The sequence below is a fragment of the Halalkalibacter alkaliphilus genome, assembly GCF_023555415.1.
GTDB classification, from domain to species: Bacteria; Bacillota; Bacilli; order Bacillales; family Bacillaceae_D; genus Halalkalibacter; species Halalkalibacter alkaliphilus.
Genome location: NZ_JAKRYL010000001.1, coordinates 322,978 through 341,461, shown reverse-complemented (window position 1 = coordinate 341,461; position 18,484 = coordinate 322,978). Strand labels below are relative to the sequence as shown.

19 protein-coding genes are annotated in these 18,484 nt (G+C 37.7%); 14 read left to right on the top strand and 5 right to left on the bottom strand.

Annotation, left to right across the window (positions count from 1 at the left end):
• Positions 1-22: 22 nt before the first annotated feature.
• Both nirD and MF646_RS01510 read left to right on the top strand, forming a co-directional pair.
• Positions 23-346: a nitrite reductase small subunit NirD gene (gene nirD, locus MF646_RS01515; RefSeq protein WP_250094714.1), complete on the top strand. Its 324-nt coding sequence runs from the start codon at positions 23-25 to the stop codon at positions 344-346.
• Between the two features lie 136 nt (positions 347-482).
• Positions 483-1,016: a hemerythrin domain-containing protein gene (locus MF646_RS01510; RefSeq protein WP_250094713.1), complete on the top strand. Its 534-nt coding sequence runs from the start codon at positions 483-485 to the stop codon at positions 1,014-1,016.
• A gap of 122 nt (positions 1,017-1,138) precedes the next feature.
• On the opposite strand, the gene MF646_RS01505 is transcribed toward MF646_RS01510, so the two are convergent.
• The gene (locus MF646_RS01505; protein WP_250094712.1) at positions 1,139-2,266 is read right to left on the bottom strand and encodes an MFS transporter; all 1,128 of its coding nucleotides are present in this window, start codon (positions 2,264-2,266) and stop codon (positions 1,139-1,141) included.
• A gap of 229 nt (positions 2,267-2,495) precedes the next feature.
• Between MF646_RS01505 and MF646_RS01500 the strand changes: the two genes are divergently transcribed.
• From MF646_RS01500 to MF646_RS01470, 7 genes are all read left to right on the top strand, one after another.
• On the top strand, positions 2,496-3,497 hold the full coding sequence (locus MF646_RS01500) for an LLM class flavin-dependent oxidoreductase (protein WP_250094711.1): 1,002 nt from the start codon (positions 2,496-2,498) through the stop codon (positions 3,495-3,497).
• 14 nt (positions 3,498-3,511) lie between these two features.
• Entirely contained in the window at positions 3,512-4,570 is a 1,059-nt protein-coding gene (locus MF646_RS01495; RefSeq protein WP_250094710.1) for an LLM class flavin-dependent oxidoreductase, read from the top strand.
• Positions 4,571-4,693: 123 nt separating this feature from the next.
• Positions 4,694-6,073: a Glu/Leu/Phe/Val family dehydrogenase gene (locus tag MF646_RS01490; RefSeq protein ID WP_250094709.1), complete on the top strand. Its 1,380-nt coding sequence runs from the start codon at positions 4,694-4,696 to the stop codon at positions 6,071-6,073.
• A gap of 481 nt (positions 6,074-6,554) precedes the next feature.
• Positions 6,555-7,397 (top strand): DUF368 domain-containing protein, encoded by an 843-nt coding sequence (locus MF646_RS01485; protein WP_250094708.1) that lies wholly within the window; start codon positions 6,555-6,557, stop codon positions 7,395-7,397.
• A gap of 159 nt (positions 7,398-7,556) precedes the next feature.
• Positions 7,557-7,703, top strand: a complete 147-nt coding sequence (locus tag MF646_RS01480; protein ID WP_250094707.1) for a hypothetical protein — start codon at positions 7,557-7,559, stop codon at positions 7,701-7,703.
• Between the two features lie 116 nt (positions 7,704-7,819).
• The gene (locus MF646_RS01475) at positions 7,820-8,455 is read left to right on the top strand and encodes an FMN-dependent NADH-azoreductase (RefSeq protein WP_250094706.1); all 636 of its coding nucleotides are present in this window, start codon (positions 7,820-7,822) and stop codon (positions 8,453-8,455) included.
• Between the two features lie 209 nt (positions 8,456-8,664).
• Positions 8,665-9,369, top strand: coding sequence for a histidine phosphatase family protein (locus tag MF646_RS01470; RefSeq protein ID WP_250094705.1), 705 nt, complete (start codon positions 8,665-8,667; stop codon positions 9,367-9,369).
• A 96-nt stretch (positions 9,370-9,465) separates the two neighbouring features.
• Here MF646_RS01470 and MF646_RS01465 read toward each other — a convergent pair whose 3' ends face one another.
• From MF646_RS01465 to MF646_RS01455, 3 genes are read right to left on the bottom strand one after another with little or no spacing between them, the layout of a single operon-like run.
• The gene (locus tag MF646_RS01465; protein ID WP_250094704.1) at positions 9,466-10,251 is read right to left on the bottom strand and encodes an ABC transporter permease; all 786 of its coding nucleotides are present in this window, start codon (positions 10,249-10,251) and stop codon (positions 9,466-9,468) included.
• A gap of 3 nt (positions 10,252-10,254) precedes the next feature.
• On the bottom strand, positions 10,255-11,046 hold the full coding sequence (locus tag MF646_RS01460; RefSeq protein WP_250094703.1) for an ABC transporter permease: 792 nt from the start codon (positions 11,044-11,046) through the stop codon (positions 10,255-10,257).
• A complete protein-coding gene (locus tag MF646_RS01455) occupies positions 11,043-12,041 on the bottom strand; it encodes an ABC transporter ATP-binding protein (RefSeq protein WP_250094702.1) in 999 nt (332 codons plus the stop codon). Before MF646_RS01455 ends, MF646_RS01460 begins: the two co-directional genes overlap by 4 nt.
• Positions 12,042-12,336: 295 nt before the next feature.
• Here MF646_RS01455 and MF646_RS01450 point away from each other — a divergent pair, with 295 nt between their 5' ends.
• Both MF646_RS01450 and MF646_RS01445 read left to right on the top strand, forming a co-directional pair.
• A complete protein-coding gene (locus MF646_RS01450) occupies positions 12,337-13,524 on the top strand; it encodes a sulfite reductase subunit alpha (protein ID WP_250094701.1) in 1,188 nt (395 codons plus the stop codon).
• Between the two features lie 156 nt (positions 13,525-13,680).
• The gene (locus tag MF646_RS01445; RefSeq protein ID WP_250094700.1) at positions 13,681-14,040 is read left to right on the top strand and encodes a putative zinc-binding protein; all 360 of its coding nucleotides are present in this window, start codon (positions 13,681-13,683) and stop codon (positions 14,038-14,040) included.
• A gap of 148 nt (positions 14,041-14,188) precedes the next feature.
• Here MF646_RS01445 and MF646_RS01440 read toward each other — a convergent pair whose 3' ends face one another.
• A complete protein-coding gene (locus MF646_RS01440) occupies positions 14,189-15,298 on the bottom strand; it encodes a mandelate racemase/muconate lactonizing enzyme family protein (protein ID WP_250094699.1) in 1,110 nt (369 codons plus the stop codon).
• Between the two features lie 301 nt (positions 15,299-15,599).
• Between MF646_RS01440 and MF646_RS01435 the strand changes: the two genes are divergently transcribed.
• From MF646_RS01435 to MF646_RS01425, 3 genes are all read left to right on the top strand, one after another.
• Positions 15,600-16,694 carry a mandelate racemase/muconate lactonizing enzyme family protein gene (locus MF646_RS01435; RefSeq protein ID WP_275980163.1) on the top strand — a complete coding sequence of 365 codons (1,095 nt, stop codon included), beginning with the start codon at positions 15,600-15,602 and terminating at the stop codon, positions 16,692-16,694.
• 102 nt (positions 16,695-16,796) lie between these two features.
• Positions 16,797-17,591 carry an IclR family transcriptional regulator gene (locus MF646_RS01430; protein ID WP_250094698.1) on the top strand — a complete coding sequence of 265 codons (795 nt, stop codon included), beginning with the start codon at positions 16,797-16,799 and terminating at the stop codon, positions 17,589-17,591.
• Between the two features lie 94 nt (positions 17,592-17,685).
• Positions 17,686-18,468: a glucose 1-dehydrogenase gene (locus MF646_RS01425; RefSeq protein WP_250094697.1), complete on the top strand. Its 783-nt coding sequence runs from the start codon at positions 17,686-17,688 to the stop codon at positions 18,466-18,468.
• Positions 18,469-18,484: the final 16 nt, after the last annotated feature.

Here is an 18,484-nt window from a genome sequence, read left to right as displayed (position 1 = left end):
TTTTTAATACTAGGGGGAGACGATGAGTAAAATAGATACAATAAAAAAGATAGAAGTGGCTGCACTGTCAGATTTAACGGTTGGAATCGGGCAAAGGGTAAATGTAGATGGAGAAGAGATTGCGCTTTTTAAACAAAGAGATGGGTCTGTAAAAGCGATTCAAAATAGCTGTCCTCACAAAGGAGGGCCGCTATCGGAAGGAATCGTCAGCGGTGAGCATGTGTTTTGCCCCCTACACGATTGGAAAATTAACGTGAATGATGGGCAAGTGCAAGCACCAGATGTAGGTTGTGTGAAGAAGTATAAGGTAGACGTCGAAGAAGAATTGGTTTATATATATTTGTGAGTTTAAATGTAGGAGCATGCGCCTTGGGGGAAGGGCGCATGCTTTTTGTGTGGGAGGGGGTATTAAGTTAAGTGTGACCGTCATCACAACCTCCACAAAGTTTCTCTGATACCCTTATAAAAAAGGAGGTATTCATATGGAACATATTTGTGGATTAGCAGGTAACGCTTCAATCGAATTGTGTCGCCCACTTAGAACATTGAAAGAAGAACATAAACCATTACGCGAGCAAATGGAGTTTTTGTACAATTTATCGGTTTCAATAGAAGAGGAAAAAGATAGTGAAAAGATGAAGGAGCAGTTGGAAAATTTACGAGATGGAATCGTTCAGTTTGTTAGTCAGTTGGATCCCCACTCTGAAAAAGAAGAGGGAGTGTTATTTCCCATGGTGGCCAAATACACGGGGAAAGATGTAGGCCCTATTGCTGTAATGGAATATGAGCATGATCAAGCAAAAAGTAATTTACGAACGTTTCTAGAAAAAACATCTCAGTTAGAAGCAGAAGTAACCATTAACGAGCTCATTCAAATGACTCAACTTTATAATGAAGCATTTCATATATTACAAGGCCATTTTATGAAGGAAGAAGAAATTTTGTTTCCGATGGCAGAGCAATTACTGAGTAATGATGAGAAGCAAAGCTTGGACATACAAATAAATTCAAAGTAATGATATGTAGAGAACTCGTATTCAAAAGCGTGTTGTTTGAAAGCAGGACGTATCCTCAACGATGGATATAACTAAAAGTGCTATGGACCTCATTTCCATAGCACTTTTTCAGTTACTTTTCCTCAAATAACAGGTTTCCAACTAAAAAGATACAAAAGTATAACAATCAGCAACAAACATAAGGCGCCAATTAAAAACAAAAAAGAAGGTGATACAGCTAAAGCTCCAGCAAAAAATGACCCAGTAATAACACCAAAAGAAAAACATGCGTAAAACAGGCCAAATGCTTTACCGCGTTTTGCTTCTCCGGAGTGCTCGACAACCGTCGCGCTAGTCGATGGGAAAATAAAAGCAAAACCACCTCCATAAATCATCATTGCAAGCAGCAAATGAATAAAGGAAGCAGAGAGAGATAAGCTCACTAAAGCCCCACATATTATTACTAGCCCAATAGTCATTAGATGGACGTTATTCCATTTATCAAAAAGTACGTTCGTTGGAAGAACAAAGATAAGGATAGCTACCAGTCCAAATACACTTAATAATGGGCCGGTTAATTCGGCGCTTAGTTGCAGTTCTTCTACTTTTAACGGCAAAGCGAATGTGAGAATTCCTAATGTGAACATTAATAAAAAGATTGATGTGTATGAAAAAAGCATCGGTTTTGTCAGCTTAAGAGAAGTTATCTGAGGAGACGCTGCCTTAGAGCTGATAACTTGAAGCTCTTTTACAAAAAAGATAGCAAGTACCGCACATCCTATCATAAGAACGGTAAGCATGAAAAATAAATAATCATACCCGAATCTTCCACTAATAATCGCCCCAAGTGCCGGGCCTGCAATAGCGGCAATTCCAACAGAAGCTCCAGAAAAAGCCATAATCCGGCCTTTTGACTCAGACGTTTTTCTCGAACCTAAATACGTAAATGCTGCAGGGACGATCAACCCCCCGGCTAGCCCATGAAAAAAACGAACGTAGACTAACTGTTGCGGTGTTGTCACAATAGAATAGAAGAACAGCACGATTCCAACGAAGATCATTCCCACACATAAAACTATTTTAGGTCCACTTCGATCGATCCAGTACCCGGATACAATATTTCCAATAATATTTGAAAAAGAATAGAGACCAATAATAATGCCGACTAACATAGGTGTAGCTCCCAAACTTATAGCAAAGGGAGCAATAATCGGTAGCTGTGAAAAAGTATCGATAAATGCCACGATTATAATAATATAAAGCAAAGCCATAAACGTCACCTCAAGGTTACAATTTATCTACGTAATTTGATTAAAACAATCATGAGCAAATTAAGCAATCATTGTCGTGTATTTTTAAAAACATAGACAACATAAAGTGAGGAAATGATGAAAAATTTAGGTGGATTTGCTTACTTTAACAAAATAAGCAAATTATTTTGTTTCGTATTTAGAAATTGTTACTATAGGTTTGTAACTTCAGCAAGAAAGGATAAATTACATGTCAAATATACAAATACCTGTATCTGTTTTAAATTTAGCTCCCATTCGGAAAGGACAGACTGCAAAAGAAGCGATTGATTCGATGGTCGATTTAGCCCAAGTGACAGAAGAAATGGGATATAGTCGTTATTGGATAGCGGAACACCATAATATGCCGACCCTTGTTAGTTCAGCAACACCAATTTTAATTAAACATACGTTAGAGCATACAAAGAAGATTAAGGTAGGTTCGGGTGGAATTATGCTGCCGAACCATTCTCCATTAGTAGTTGCTGAGCAATTTGGAACGATGGCAACGATGTACCCTGAGAGAATTGATCTTGGACTTGGACGCGCTCCTGGAACAGACATGATGACAGCAAATGCTCTTCGACGATCAAAAAACGATACAGTCTATACGTTTCCTGATGATGTGAATGCACTGATTACTTATTTTGGACCTGAGGAACGTCAAAGTTACGTCAAAGCCTATCCTGGAGTTGGCACGAATGTACCGATTTATATCCTTGGATCATCGACAGATTCAGCTTACTTAGCGGCGAAATTAGGCTTGCCTTATGCATTTGCTTCCCACTTCGCTCCAAGACATATGGAGGAAGCAATCTCGATTTATCGCAGTCGATTTGAGCCATCCGAATATTTGGATGCTCCATATATGATGGTTTGTTTAAACGTAATTGCTGCTGAAAGTGATGAAGAGGCCCAATATGAATCAACAACGATGAAGCAATTTTTCCTAAATGTTGTACGTAATTCTCAAACACCGTTAAGTCCACCAGTGGAAGACATGGATTCGATTTGGAGTCCACAAGAAAAAGAAATCGCTATGTCGATGTCGAGTGTAACATTCATGGGTAGCAAAGAATCGATTAAACAACAATTAACCGATTTCCAAGAGAAGTATAACGTTAATGAATTAATGGCTGTGTCCTATATTTACGATCGAGATAAGCAAAAACGTTCTTATGAGATTTTTAAAGAAGTAGTGGATGGCAAATAATTAAGGAGGCTTTTATGGAAATTGGTGTTAGTACATTTGTAGAGACCACACCCGATGTAGAAACCGGAAAAGTGGTAAGCCATGCGAAGAGAATACGTGAAGTAGTTGAGGAAATTATATTAGCCGATCAAGTCGGTCTAGATGTCTTTGGTGTCGGTGAGCATCATCGCGAAGACTTTGCCGCATCTTCTCCAGCTGTAGTTCTTGCAGGAGCAGCCGCGCAGACGAAACGAATAAGACTAACAAGTGCGGTCACAGTGCTTTCTTCGGCCGATCCAGTACGAGTGTTTCAGGAGTTTGCGACGCTTGATGCAATCTCTAATGGCCGTGCAGAGATCATGGCAGGAAGAGGCTCGTTTATTGAATCGTTTCCGTTATTTGGGTACGAGTTAAAAGATTATGATGAGCTTTTTAACGAGAAATTGGAGTTGCTATTAAAAATTCGCGAATCAGAAAAAGTGACGTGGAGAGGTGGGCATCGTCCAGCGATTAATAATCTAGGAGTATACCCTCGACCAGTGCAAGATCCTTTACCTGTTTGGATTGGCAGTGGTGGCAATTCAGAATCCGTCGTTCGTGCGGGGCTCCTCGGACTGCCGCTAGTCTTAGCTATCATTGGCGGACGGCCAACCCAGTTTGAACCTCTTGTACGTCTTTATAAAAGGGCAGCTGCTAAAGCAGGTCATGATGTCTCGAAGCTGCCTGTTGCTTCACATTCTCACGGCTTTATTGCTGAAGAGACAGAAGTGGCAGCAAATAAATTTTTCCCATCAACACAGCATGTCATGAACAAATTAGGTAAAGAGCGTGGCTGGGGCCATTATGACCGATCCAGTTTCGATGCCGCTCGTAGCTTTGAGGGAGCGTTGTATGTAGGAGACTCCAAAACGGTCGCGGAAAAAATAATTCACCTTCGTAAAAATGTAGGAATTACACGCTTCATGTTGCATGTGCCTGTTGGATCCATGCCACATGATGATGTGATGAGAGCGATTGAACTGTTGGGAAAAGAGGTAGCCCCAATAGTTCGAGAGGAAATTTCTATATGGGAAGCAGAAGGGGAAGGGAAGTAATATTCAATAAGACCAACCATTGGTTATAACTTTAACACTCAGCTCCATAATTTGGTTTGTTTTGTTAAATTGCGGGTAAAGTAATAGTAATAAATAAGTAGAATAATGGAGGGTTTTACTTTTATGGCTAGCCAAACTGGTTCGATTGTTCAAGAATCATTAGACGCATTGCTAAAGGATTCTAGCTTTTTACCTGAATTAAAAGATAAAACAAGAGAACAAGCTTTTGCCTCATTAGCGTCCATTCTTTCAACCCCTAACAAAGTACATAAAGCTTTTTTACGAATTGCTCTAGACAATGGGAAGATTGTACGAATTCCTGCTTTTCGTGTTCAGCATAATAACACGCTTGGTCCATATAAAGGAGGGATTCGTTTTCATGAAACGGTAAAAGAGGAAGAAGTAATAAACCTTGCTGCCTTAATGACACTGAAAAATGCTCTTCATGACGTCCCTTTCGGAGGTGGGAAAGGCGGTGTTGTCTTGACACCAAGAGACCACTCCGCAAAAGAAATTAACTTAATTTGTCAAAAGTACGTTCATTATTTTAGTGATATTTTAGGTCCGGACAAAGATATTCCTGCACCAGATATGGGTTCCGGTGATCGTGAAATGGATTGGATGATGGCTGAATATAAAAGCATTCGCCCAGGTGAACCATACAGAGGAAGTTTCACAGGGAAAAGTATAATAAATGGCGGCTCATTAGGGCGAAGGGAAGCAACAGGAAAAGGTGTGTACTTTTCGTTTCGCTATATGCTCCATGATTTCTTAAAAGAGCAACAGACCTTTTTAACAAATACGGGGAACAAATTTGCAAAGACATTATTAGGTTATACGGATAAACCGATGACTTGTGCTGTTCAAGGTTTTGGGAATGTCGGTTCCGTTGCAGCTCTTGAAGCTTATCAATGCTCACTTTTGCAAAATAAAGTGGTTGCAGTTAGTGATCGAAATGTCATGCTTTATAATTCTGATGGCTTAGACATCCCTGCTTTAATTAATGTTACTGAAAAAAATAAAGGGGACCTTCCGACATCAGATGAGCAATTATCTCAGGCTGGAATTAAAGCGGTGATTCATGAGCGAGATCAAGTGTTAGAGCTTGATGTAGATGTATTAATTTTAGCCGCGTTACAAGATCAAATTTATGAAGATAACATGAAGAACATTAAAGCGAAATTTATTGTAGAAGGTGCTAATGCTCCAGTGTCAGGTAAAGCAGATCAATATTTAAGTGAAAAAGGTGTCATTATCATTCCTGATATTCTTGCAAATGCAGGCGGGGTAATCGTTTCTTATTTTGAATGGCTTCAAGGCCGTGAAACACAATTTTATAATGAGGAAGAAGTTTTTAAACTGTTAGTTGATAAGATGAAAGCAACTATGGATGCGATTCTTCCACAATATTTTGGAGATCCCTTCCCATTACGTCAGAATTGTTATATATATTCCGTTATGAAATTGAGTACGGTGTTGTATCGTCAAGGGAAGTTGTACTAAAAATAAAAAGGTCCTGCTTCAGTAATGCAAAGAACAACTGGGGCAGGACCTTTATGCAACCTTATGGGCCGGTGAGTTGATGACCAAGGAATAGGAGTAATAATCGAGTGAATGCTTGTTTGGAAGTTGAAATGCCAGACTAAGAGTTTAGTTGGGCTAGAGCCATGATGTTACCTCGTAGTAATATATTAAAAGTGTTCAATGTATAAATCGAGTTATGGTGAGTAAAACACATCGTCTTGAAAATGTCACTAAAACAAATTCATACATTTTTCGTAATTTGTTGTAAGAGCCGTAGCGAATGCAATAAATTGGTTGTATTATTTGTCGAATCCATTTATGATAATCTCATTAGTCTTTTACAACTATAATTATAGAAAGTTGTTTTACAAAGTCATGAACATATTGACTTGGTATTGAACTCTTTTTTGTATGATGGAATCAAAACCAATCTTATTTTAAAATAAAGGAGAAGAAAGCTTTGTTTCAATGGAAAAATATATTTAAAGGTATGACGATGGGTGTGAGTGATTTAATTCCTGGAGTAAGTGGGGGAACGATTGCTTTAGTCCTTGGAATTTATCAATCGTTAATCGCTGCGATTAACGGCCTGTTTTCAAAGGATTGGAAGAAACACCTTATGTTTTTGATGCCTCTTGGGCTTGGAATTGTTATTGCGTTATTAACGATTAGCCATTTAGTTGAATGGCTTTTAGCTGAATATCCTCAACCGACATTCTTCTTCTTCTTAGGATTGATTATTGGGATTATTCCTACGTTGCTAAAAGATATTGATTATAAAAATAGCTTTGCACCTGTTCATTATGTGTTGCTTGCAGTTGGTGCTGTTATCGTCGGTGCGACATTTTTTGTGAAAGATAGTGAGCTCGCGACAGTGATGACTCATTTAGTTTGGACTGATTATGCATTGTTGTTCTTTGCTGGCTGGATTGCTAGCTCCGCTATGATTTTACCTGGTGTGAGCGGATCGTTTGTATTTTTGCTTTTCGGTGTGTACCCAACGGTGGTCAATGCGTTATCTACATTCAATATTCCAGTCATAATTACAGTTGGATCTGGGATTGCGATTGGACTAGTCATTACTAGTCGTTTAATTACTTTTTTATTTAAAAAGTATCGAACTGGTACTTATGCGCTTATGATTGGGTTTATTATTGGTTCGATTGTTGTGATTTATCCTGGAATGGCAGGAGATAGCTTTTTATTGTTTATAAGTGTACTTGCCTTTTTGATGGGAGGCCTTAGTGCTTATGCATTAAGCTATCTTGAAGTGAAAAAAACAGTTGTGAAATTAAATCATTAAGGATTTAGCAGCCCCCTGTGTTGAATTGGAAGGCCACTGAAAAAGGTACGGTTTTGACCTTTTTCAGTGGCCTCTTGAATTGGCACAGGGGGCATTTTTTATACCTATAATGAACAAACTAAATGTATACATTAACAGCAAATGGAGGTGAACTGACATATGGAAAATAAGCCGCTGCATTATGATGGAAGTATTCAAAAGAACGAAACAGGAACGACTGAAGCAATAAGTGAACCATTCCAGCTGACTGATGAGATGAGAGTAAATATTTCTGGGAATCCTTATGAAAATGAGAATAATGAGTAGGGTGTAGAAAGGATGTCTTTTAGCTTGAGGCATCTTTTTCTTAGTCTGCTGTCCGAATGGATTGATGATTTTTGCAAAAACTAAAATGCAAATCATTTAGAGAGGTTGAACTAAACATGACAAAGGTATTATATATTACAGCACACCCACATGATGACACGCAATCCTTTAGTATGGCAGTAGGAAAAGCTTTTATTGACACATATAGGGAAGTAAACCCTGACCATGAAGTAGAAAATGTAGATCTGTACATAGAAGACATTCCTCATATAGATGTTGATGTTTTTAGTGGGTGGGGAAAGCTTCGGTCTGGACAGGGGTTCGATGAGCTTTCATCTGATGAAAAAGCAAAAGTGGGGCGACTTTCTGAATTATGTGAGCAGTTCATTGCGGCAGATAAATACATTTTTGTATCACCTTTATGGAACTTCTCATTCCCGCCGGTGTTAAAAGCGTATATTGATTCTGTTGCTGTTGCTGGCAAAACATTCAAGTATACAGAGGAAGGTCCAGTTGGGCTATTGACGGATAAAAAAGCGTTGCATATTCAAGCGCGCGGCGGGGTTTATTCAGAAGGGCCTGCAGCTCAAATGGAAATGGGGCATCGTTACCTGTCAATCATTATGCAATTCTTTGGGGTTCCTTCCTTTGAAGGGTTGTTTGTGGAAGGTCATAATGCCATGCCTGATAAAGCTCAAGAGATTAAGGAAAATGCGATTGCACGAGCAAAAGATGTAGCTCATACTTTTTAAAACTATAATATGTATTTTTTTGGAACCTGCTGATAATAGCAGGTTCTTTTTCATAAATATAAATTTTGAATGTTAGAGTGACTTTTTACAGGCACTCTTTTTTGTCATACAGGTTACCACACACCATTTCTAGACAGATGGAATACATTATTATGGTGTTTTATATAAAAACGTCTAGTCTTACCAACAGCAAGGAGAGAATAACAATAATGAACCATGATGTAACCGAATCAAAGGAATTAAGGCAGTTAGAACCTCTTGGACAACTAAGGCCAATAAATTATTATCACGAAGGGGACACGGTTCCGTATTGGTCGCATTTGCCATACATTAGTCGTTATACACAAGCTGTTCCAGTCCAACAATCATTATTGGAATTGCTACAAGGAGGAGGATATATTCTATACGCAAGACACGCAGAAGCAAACGTAGGAGCTGACCAACCAAATCTTTCCCTTCAGGATTGCACAACCCAAAGGAACCTTTCTGATTTTGGAAGAAGTCAAGCGGCGACATATGGAGAAGCCATTCGTCGAGCTCGTATTCCAGTCATGTACCCGGTTGTTGCCAGTCCTTTCTGTAGAACGAGAGAAACAGCTGACTGGGCGTTTGGAGGAGATTATGTTCAAATTGACCCTTTTTTGATCGATATTTATCGCTTAAACGGAAATTTGAGCCCAACGGAACAAAGAAGAATCTTAACCAACCTCCAATCTTATTTAGAAGTTGAACCGACGCTAGGGAATAATAAAGTTATTATTGCGCATAGTTTTCCTTCGGGTGTTGGTTTGAATTCTTTGCCTAATATGGGAACTGTTGTCGTTAGGCCAAGAGGAGAAGGAAATGGGTATGATGTAGTTGGGCATTTGGCTTTTGAGAATATGGTTAATTGGGTGAGTAGTAATGTAGATTGATAGGGTCCCTGTCCTTTAGCTTTTGAAATGCTAAGGACAGGAACCCATTTTAAGGTATTCAGATTAAGGAGAGGTTATTTCAAGTAAAGCCTAAAACTAGTTCCCAGCCCCGCGGTATTTCTTCACTCCCGCATTCCATAAAATTACCGCAATTGATAAAAACACAATCCCCATCACCGGTGTTAAAAATGCATACACATACCATTCTTCTCTTTGAAGGAAATAAGCAGCGGGATAGACACCGACAAAAGCAAACGGCAAGATCCATGTTAAAACAAAGCGAATCACGTTATGGTAAATGTCGACTGGGTATCTGCCGTAGTTTCCAATGTTATACATCATCGGCATAATGTCCGTGCGACTATCCGACCAGAAGCCAATGCTAGCAAGAGAAATAAAAATGCCAGCATAAATAAAGGCCCCGCCTAAAACCATGGCGATAAAAATGAAGATATCATACCAAGCAAACGTTAATCCTAAGTTTAAGCCTGCATAGTACATAATTGCTAGGCCTGTAACAACGCCGAATAATGACTCTAGCTCCATTCTCTCCATTATAATTTGAAATAGGCTATGAATCGGTCTAGTTAAGACACGGTCCATTTCTCCTTTCACGATATAGCGCTCATTAAAATCCCAGATGTTAAAGAAGGATGAAAAGATCGCGTAAGGAACTAGGAAAAACCCATAGATAAAGATAATTTCTTCACGGTTCCATCCGCTAAGCAGTGTCGTATGTCCGAACACTACTAAAATAAAAACTAGATTTACTGCTTGAAATAATAAGTCAGACATAATTTCAACTACCGTATCTACACGATACGTTAATCTTGTTTTTAAATATTGAGAGGCATATTGAAAGAATATAGAGATGTAAAACATTTATTAGCCTCCTTGAACAATCAACTGTTTTTTTGCTAGTGCCCATAACAGTTGAATTGGAATGAATAGAATAAGTGCCCAAAATGCTTGTAACAAAACAGCTGTATAAATCTCACTTCCTATGAATCCTTCTGTGAAAATCATACTAGGAATATAGCTGATTGCTTGAAAAGGCAAATACATCATGACAGATTGCGCCCAAAGCGGGTAAAAAGAGATTGGTAACAATAGGCCTGAAAACAAATCAATGACGACTCGTTTGGCTCGAATTAACCCTGAGTTATTAAATAAGAAAAATGTCATAATTCCTGTAAGTAAGTTAATTTGTGTATTTACAATGAAACTAAAGATTAGTGAGATAAAGAAAAATACCCATGTTAAAAAACTAGCAGAAAAACTAATCGGGAAGACGAGAGCAACGATAACCATACCCGGCACGGAAAAGAACAAGAGTCTAAATAAGCCTTCCCCGAGTCCTTGCATTGTTTTCATACCCAAATAATTATAAGGACGAATCATCTCAATCGCTACTTTTCCATCTTTAATCTCATTGGCAATTTCCCGGTCAATATTATTAAAGTAGAAGGCTCTAGCCATCCACGCAACAGCGACATACGTTGTCATTTGCAGAACCGATAACCCTTGAATTTCTTCTTGTCCTCCATAAATTGCTGACCATAAAAAGTAATAGGCACCAATGTTAATGCTATAGATTAATATTCCGCTATAATAGTTCGTTCGATAAGCGAGCATCATTAGAAAACGAACTCGAATCATTTCTATATATTGACTCATGAGATAGCCATTCCTTCTTCATAAATCTTTCGAATAATCTCTTCTGTTGAGATTTCATTAATTCGAACATTTTTGATCGGGTTGATTTGCACGACTTTACTAATTAGTTCAGAGACCGCTTGCTCATCTCCATTTACAGCACAAAGCCAAGTCGTTGCATCTTTTTGTTGCCAATGTACCTGTGGTGAAGAAGGGAGTGTCGCAGAAAGAACCTCTGTTAAAAATTCAAACTCAACTTGTTTTCCTTCGACTGCATTTGTTTGGAGTTGATTCAGTTTTCCATCATAGACGATTTTTCCTTCATCTAATAAGACGACCCGTTCGCAAAGAGCTTCGATATCTGTAATATCGTGTGTTGTAAGGATGATGGTTGTTTTATACTGTTCATTAATCTCTTTTAAGAACTTTCTAATTTTTAATTTTACTAACACATCTAGGCCAATTGTTGGCTCGTCCAAAAAGAGGAGAGGAGGATTATGAATAAGAGCTGCCGCTAATTCACAACGCATACGCTGACCTAATGAAAGTTTTCGTACCGGTTTATCTAATAAAGGACCGATTTCTAAAGTCTCAATTACTTGGCCCATATGAGTGTTATAATCTTCATCTGACACTCGGTACACTTTCTTTAATAATCTAAATGACTCCTGTACGGCGATATCCCACCATAACTGAGAACGTTGACCAAAAACCACACCAATCGTGCGAACAAATTGTTCACGTTCTTTATGTGGGTTCATCCCATTTACGACAATAGATCCGTCAGTTGGCGTTAAGATCCCTGTTAACATTTTGATTGTCGTCGATTTGCCAGCTCCATTCTCGCCAATGTAGCCGACCATTTCCCCTTGTTTCACCGTCAACGAAATATTATCAACAGCCGCAAGTACTTTATAATTTCTCGTGAACAGGTCACGGAATGCTCCAGATAAACCAGAACGGCTAGAATAAGATTTAAATTCTTTTCGTAAATTTGATACTTGAATCACATTCATCGTTCTTCATGCCCCCTTTGGCAAAAAAATTGTGTCGTACTTTTTAAAAGCAAAATATAGTTTAACTTGTAGACGCCATTCCAGCAAGTATGAGATTTTAAAGGGGGATAAGATTTTGAGCAAATTACTTGAGGGTTTTGCTTGATTCGCATTACAGTTAGGATGAAAGACTCTAAAATATTCATAAAAATTAAAAACTGTATATTATAGAGGAAATATTGTATTTATAAAGAAGTACTTACATAATAAAATGAATTGTAAGAGGTCAAACTACTTACTTAGTGAGGTGTAAATTGTGCAAAACAATAACGTGAAAAGTACAGAACAGCCTAAAGTGCAGAGAGCGGTTACAGTTACATATTCGAGAACGAATCCGTTTCAAGCGGAAATTCTTAAAACGTATAATTTGAATAAACCTGGCTCTAAAAAAGAAACACGGCACATTGAATTATCTTTAAAAGATTCAGGTCTTTCCTATGTACCTGGGGATTGCCTTGGAGTTTTCCCAGAGAACGACCCTGAATTGGTAAAAACACTACTTACTGAAATGAATTGGGATGCAAAGGAAAGTGTAACGATTAATAAAAAGGGTGAAACACTACCACTAGGTGAGGCGTTGAGCACTTATTTTGAAATTACATTATTAAACAAGAAGATTGTGCAGCAAGCAGCACAATTCACAGAAAATGAGGACATTCAAAAGTTAATTCTGCCGGAGAATAAAGATCAACTAAAAGAATATATGGATGGACGTGACTTGATCGATCTATTACGTGAATTTGGACCATGGGATGCGTCAACTCAAGATATTGTTTCCCTTTTAAGAAAAATGCCCCCACGTCTGTATTCAATTGCTAGTAGCTTAACAGCTCATCCAGATGAAGTTCATTTAACAATTGGTGCAGTTCGATACGAAGCTCACGGACGCGAACGAAAAGGAGTTTGTTCTGTCCAGTGTGCAGAACGTGTTGGCGAAGGAGATACACTTCCAGTATTTATTCAGCAAAACAAACATTTCTACTTACCAGAATCAACAGACACAGATATTATTATGGTTGGTCCAGGAACAGGAATTGCCCCATTCCGTTCTTTCATCGAAGAGCGTGCAGTAACGGGGGGAGAGGGTAAGACTTGGTTATTTTTCGGTGACCAACACGAGGCGACTGATTTCCTATACCAAGATGAACTTGAAAAATATAAACAAGATGGAGCACTAACCAAGCTAGATGCCGCGTTCTCCCGTGATACCGATAAGAAGGTGTATGTCCAGCATAAAATGCTTGAAAATAGCAAAGAGTTGTTTGAATGGTTAGAAGCAGGTGCATTCTTTTATGTGTGTGGAGATAAGCAGTACATGGCCAAAGACGTTCATAACGCACTAATTGATATTGTTGAAAAAGAGGGCGGCATGAGCCGTGAAGCAGCGGAAGAATATGTGACTGAGATGCAAAAAGAAAAACGTTATCAGCGTGATGTATATTAAATGAAATTTTGGAGGCAGGAATTTTTCCTGTCTCTTTATTCTTTTTTTATATCCAATGTGACATTACTCATAGATGAAAAAAAGCAAATAAATTAAAGTGAGGGATAACTTATGAAATTTGAATTTTTTGAAAATGGTTGTTAGGAGGAGTCAATAATGAAAAAAACAAATTTACCAATTGTCTACTCATGCTCAGGTTGTTCTTCAGCCGCACAAACAGCAAACATGATTGCGGTAAAAATGGATCGTGAAAAAGTAGCGGAAATGTCTTGCATTGCTGGTGTTGGCGGCGATGTTAAACCACTTGTAAAAACGGCAAAGTCAGGACGAGAAATAATCGCCATTGATGGATGTCCCCTATCTTGTTGCAAAAGTTCGCTAGCTAGACATGATGTTGCGCCAAAGCATTATTTTGTATTATCTGACTTTAACGTCCCAAAAAGAAAAGGAGAAGACCCGAATCTGACGCTATTTATGGATACATATGATCAGATTTTAGAGCTTGTTACTAAGTAGTTTTTTGTTCCTATCCCCAGGAGTTCACTGGGGAGGAACTCTTATATTGACTAAATCTAAAATAAAATAATTGAAAAGCTAATATAAAAAATGAGGAGATCACTTTAGTCTAAGGTTATTTTTTTCTTAGATAATCAAAGCAATTTAATTAAATACGATACTTATTTACAATATCCTCATTCAATTCAATACCTAAACCTGGAAGGTCATTAACATAAAGGACGCCTTCTTTTAACGAATGAGGTGTAAGTGATAATTCATCTCTTAAAGGATTTTCGTCTAGTGTATACTCAAACCAGTCACAGTTAGAAAGAGACAAGCTGAAATGTAGATTTGCAGCTAGGGAAACTGCACCAGCAGAAAAATGGGGAATAACTTTTAACCCAGATGTAGCAGCTAATGTAGCAATTTTTTTACATTCGGAAATCCCACCGGCCCAAATGACGTCAGTCTGGACGATATTCACTGCCTGTTTATCTATTATATTTTTAAAGCTGTACCTGGTATAATCTGTTTCATATCCGGCAATTGGAATCGATGTCATATTTACTAAATAACTACTATTGTCTATAAAGTCTGAAGAAATCGGCTCTTCAAAAAACATTATATCTAAGTCCTCAATTTGTTTACATAAACGAAGTGCTTCATTAATGTTGTAAGAGTTGTTAGCATCAATGGCTAAACGTACATCCTTTCCTAGTATGTCTTTTACTGCAGAAATTCGTTCGATATCCTCACTTAGAGAAGCACCGCCTATTTTCATTTTCATAGCTTTAAAGCCCATTTTTTTATAATTAATAGCTTCAGTAACTAAGTCTGCTACTGTTTTCCCTTTTAAATAATAGCCCCCACTTGCATAAGCGTTAACTTTATTTGTATATCCACCAAGTAGTTTATAAACCGGCATGTTTGTTAGTTTCCCCATTAAATCCCAAAGTGCAATATCAATTGCACTCATTGCTGCCAACACTATTCCACGACGTCCTACACGAAATGTTAATTTATACATTTTATCCCATAAATATTCTATAGATGTTGGATCCTCACCAATCAATAACGGGGAAAGGATTTCGTCTATAATCTGTTGAAGTGAATGAGCTGATCCTAATGCAAATGCTTCTCCAATTCCACTAATACCTTGATCGGTGTGAATACGGATTAGGAAAACATCCCTATTTTTAATACTTGAGAGTCCATCTCTAGGAGGGTTTTTAGGAGAGAACTGTAACTTAATCGTTTCCAACTTAGTAATGTTCATTTTATTCACCTCTAATTTTTAATATCTGGAACGATGGGTCAATATATTAAACACGTTTAAGGTTATTGGAACAACATTCCATTAATTAATAATAATAACAATAAGAAAGCGTTGTCAATCGGAAAAAATCAAAAAGATAGAATGTAAATAATATTTCGAAAAATGTTGACTAATCAAAACTATGGATTTAATATAAAAGGGAACGGCGTTCCGTTTGTGGTTACTAATTTTATTTTTGTGGGAATAGTTTTCGTTATTTTAAAATGAAATTACTCCAATTAAAACGAGGGGGAAATTGATTATGTCTAAAATTGTTGATGTAATTACAGAGTATTACTTAATTCCATTGGAAGAAGAATTAGGGGATGCAAAGCATGGGATTCATACCCATTTTGAATTACCTATTGTAACAATTAAGCTCGAAGACGGATCCTTTGGTGTTGGCTATACATATACAGGCGGTGTTGGCGGCCGTTCAATCTGTACAATGATAGAGCATGACTTGAAACCTTTTCTTATAGGGAAAGATGCTTCATGTATTGAAAAGCTGTGGGAAGAAATGATTTGGAAAATTCATTATGTAGGAAGAGGAGGAATTGCTTCTTTTGCAATTTCAGCTATTGATATTGCCCTTTGGGATATCCGAGCTAGGAAAGCAAATGAACCTTTGTATAAACTCCTTGGTGGATTTAAAAACAGTACAAAGTGTTATGCTGGTGCAATTGACTTGAATTTCTCAAAAGAGAAGCTTCTTAATAATATTCAACGATATCTTGATTCTGGTTTTAAAGCTGTAAAAATTAAGCTCGGACAAGAGACTCTTGAGGAAGACATGGATAGAGTTGCAGCGGTACGTGAATTAATTGGTCCAGACACTGTATTTATGGTAGATGCGAATATGAAATGGTCTATTGAGAACGCTATTAAAGCAGCCAAACAACTGAAAAAATATAACGTATTGTGGTTGGAAGAGCCTACAATTCCGGATGATTACGATGGATATCGGCGTATTTCTAGTGAAGGAGGTCTCGCGATAGCTGCAGGGGAGAACTTTCATACTGTTTATGAATTTAAAAATATGATTGAAAGAGGAAATATTGACTTTGTCCAGCCTGATGCATCCAATATAGGGGGAATCACAGGTTGGTTAAAAATTGCAAACCTAGCTTATGTCCATAATCTGCAGGTTTGTACTCATGGAATGCAAGAGCTCCATGTTAGTTTAATGTCTGCTATGCAACATCAATCATATTTAGAAGTTCACAGTTTTCCGATTGATAAGTATACAAAACGACCACTGGTTATTGAAAATGGTCGGGCTATAGCTCCAGAAACTCCAGGTACTGGGGTAGAATTTGATTGGGATCTGATAAAGCAATATAAAGCGAACTTTTAAAAAAATATAAATTATCAAAAAAACAATTGACTTTAAAAGTTAATGGAATTATTATCTAATTAACGGAACAACATTCCATTATAATAAAAGGGGGTGGGAATGATGGGTATAAGTTCCAATAATCAAAAAACCAATTCGGCAGTTGAAAGAGCACTGACTATTCTCGAGTATATCTCTTCAAAAACGGGACCAGTAGGGGTGAATGAAATTGCTAATGAGTTATCCCTTGCGAAAAGTACAACACATCGTTTATTAGATACATTGAAATCCAGAGGTTTTGTAGTACAAGATGATACAATCGAAAAGTATGATATTGGATTAAAAGCTATTGAGGTTGGAATGTCAGGTTTGAAAAATTGGAACTTAGTGGATATTGCTTCGGCCTACATCAAACAATTGGCTGCTGATCTATCTGAAACTTCCTTTTTAGCCGTGTATGACGAAGGTGAAATTGTTTATGTATATAAAGTAGAAGGACAGCGTGCAGTAATAACCAATTCTCAATTAGGTACACGCAAACCTGTTCACTGCACTGCACTTGGCAAAGCAATGATGTCGAGTTTGCATTTAGAAGAAGTAGATCAAATACTGAACGAAAAAGGTATGGAAAAATTCACTGAGAAAACGATTGTCGATAGACAAAGGTTTTTTGAAGAATTAAGCAAGATCCGTGAACTGGGATATGCGATGGATGATGAGGAAGTGGAAATAGGCCTAACTTGTTTTGCTGCCCCTATTTACAGTTACACAGGTAAAGCCGTTGCGGGAATAAGTGTAGCTGGACCAACAGAAAGAATGATACAAAATAAAAATAAAATAACTGAACAATTACTCGAGGCAAGTAATTTTATCTCTAGAAGGTTAGGATATGTTCCTGCAATGAGAAAGAGTCTTTAAAATTGGATTAGATGTATGAAGTTGTTACTAAATAAACAAGTTTTTATAACTTGTTTATTTATATAAATTAATAACCAAAAGGGAGAGGAAAGTAATGACAAAAAGATTAAGTGGAAAAATAGCGTTAGTAACAGGTGGAGGTCAAGGGATTGGTCGAGCTATCACTCTTAAATTAGCTGAAGATGGTGCTGATGTAATTATCGCCGATTTAAATCTAGAAAACGCTGAAAATGTGAAACAAGAAGTAGAAGAGCTTGGACAAAGAGCATATGCAGTACAAGTGGACGTTCGAAATGAAAATATTGTTAAAGAAGTTGTAAACGCTTCCGTTCGTGAAATGGGTAGAATTGATATCTTAGTAAATAATGCAGGGGTAGGAGCGTTTAATCCATTCTTCGATATTGAGGAAAAGGAACTAGATTTACAGTATGAAGTAAATGTTAAAGGTGTATTTTTCTTTATGAAAGCGGTCGCTGAGCAAATGGTGAAACAAGGCTCAGGTAAGATTGTCAATCTAGCATCACAAGCTGGTCGTCGAGGAGAGCCCTATGCCCTTTCATATTGCATGAGTAAAGCTGCTGTTATTAGTATTACTCAGTCTGCCGCTCTTGCTTTAGCTCGTGACAATATTAATGTAAACGCTGTCGCTCCAGGAGTTGTAGATACGCCATTCTGGGTAGAGGTAGATAAAAGGTTTGCTGAAATTCAAAACTTACCTGTAGGTGAGCCGAAGCGTCGAGTAGTGGAATCTATTCCGCTTGGTCGAATTGAACAACCAGAAGATGTAGCAAAAGTTGTAGCATTTCTAGCTAGTTCAGATGCTGATTATATGACTGGGCAAACAGTAAACGTTGATGGAGGGAATGTATTAAGCTAAAAAACTGAGAGGGCTG

What these genes read in the sequence shown, in the direction of transcription:
- nirD (WP_250094714.1), top strand. Translation starts at nt 23, where the DNA reads ATGAGTAAAATAGATACAATAAAAAAGATAGAAGTGGCTGCACTGTCA.
- MF646_RS01510 (WP_250094713.1), top strand. Translation starts at nt 483, where the DNA reads ATGGAACATATTTGTGGATTAGCAGGTAACGCTTCAATCGAATTGTGT.
- MF646_RS01505 (WP_250094712.1), bottom strand. Translation starts at nt 2,266, where the DNA reads ATGGCTTTGCTTTATATTATTATAATCGTGGCATTTATCGATACTTTT.
- MF646_RS01500 (WP_250094711.1), top strand. Translation starts at nt 2,496, where the DNA reads ATGTCAAATATACAAATACCTGTATCTGTTTTAAATTTAGCTCCCATT.
- MF646_RS01495 (WP_250094710.1), top strand. Translation starts at nt 3,512, where the DNA reads ATGGAAATTGGTGTTAGTACATTTGTAGAGACCACACCCGATGTAGAA.
- MF646_RS01490 (WP_250094709.1), top strand. Translation starts at nt 4,694, where the DNA reads ATGGCTAGCCAAACTGGTTCGATTGTTCAAGAATCATTAGACGCATTG.
- MF646_RS01480 (WP_250094707.1), top strand. Translation starts at nt 7,557, where the DNA reads ATGGAAAATAAGCCGCTGCATTATGATGGAAGTATTCAAAAGAACGAA.
- MF646_RS01475 (WP_250094706.1), top strand. Translation starts at nt 7,820, where the DNA reads ATGACAAAGGTATTATATATTACAGCACACCCACATGATGACACGCAA.
- MF646_RS01470 (WP_250094705.1), top strand. Translation starts at nt 8,665, where the DNA reads ATGAACCATGATGTAACCGAATCAAAGGAATTAAGGCAGTTAGAACCT.
- MF646_RS01465 (WP_250094704.1), bottom strand. Translation starts at nt 10,251, where the DNA reads ATGTTTTACATCTCTATATTCTTTCAATATGCCTCTCAATATTTAAAA.
- MF646_RS01460 (WP_250094703.1), bottom strand. Translation starts at nt 11,046, where the DNA reads ATGAGTCAATATATAGAAATGATTCGAGTTCGTTTTCTAATGATGCTC.
- MF646_RS01455 (WP_250094702.1), bottom strand. Translation starts at nt 12,041, where the DNA reads ATGAATGTGATTCAAGTATCAAATTTACGAAAAGAATTTAAATCTTAT.
- MF646_RS01445 (WP_250094700.1), top strand. Translation starts at nt 13,681, where the DNA reads ATGAAAAAAACAAATTTACCAATTGTCTACTCATGCTCAGGTTGTTCT.
- MF646_RS01440 (WP_250094699.1), bottom strand. Translation starts at nt 15,298, where the DNA reads ATGAACATTACTAAGTTGGAAACGATTAAGTTACAGTTCTCTCCTAAA.
- MF646_RS01435 (WP_275980163.1), top strand. Translation starts at nt 15,600, where the DNA reads ATGTCTAAAATTGTTGATGTAATTACAGAGTATTACTTAATTCCATTG.
- MF646_RS01430 (WP_250094698.1), top strand. Translation starts at nt 16,797, where the DNA reads ATGGGTATAAGTTCCAATAATCAAAAAACCAATTCGGCAGTTGAAAGA.
- MF646_RS01425 (WP_250094697.1), top strand. Translation starts at nt 17,686, where the DNA reads ATGACAAAAAGATTAAGTGGAAAAATAGCGTTAGTAACAGGTGGAGGT.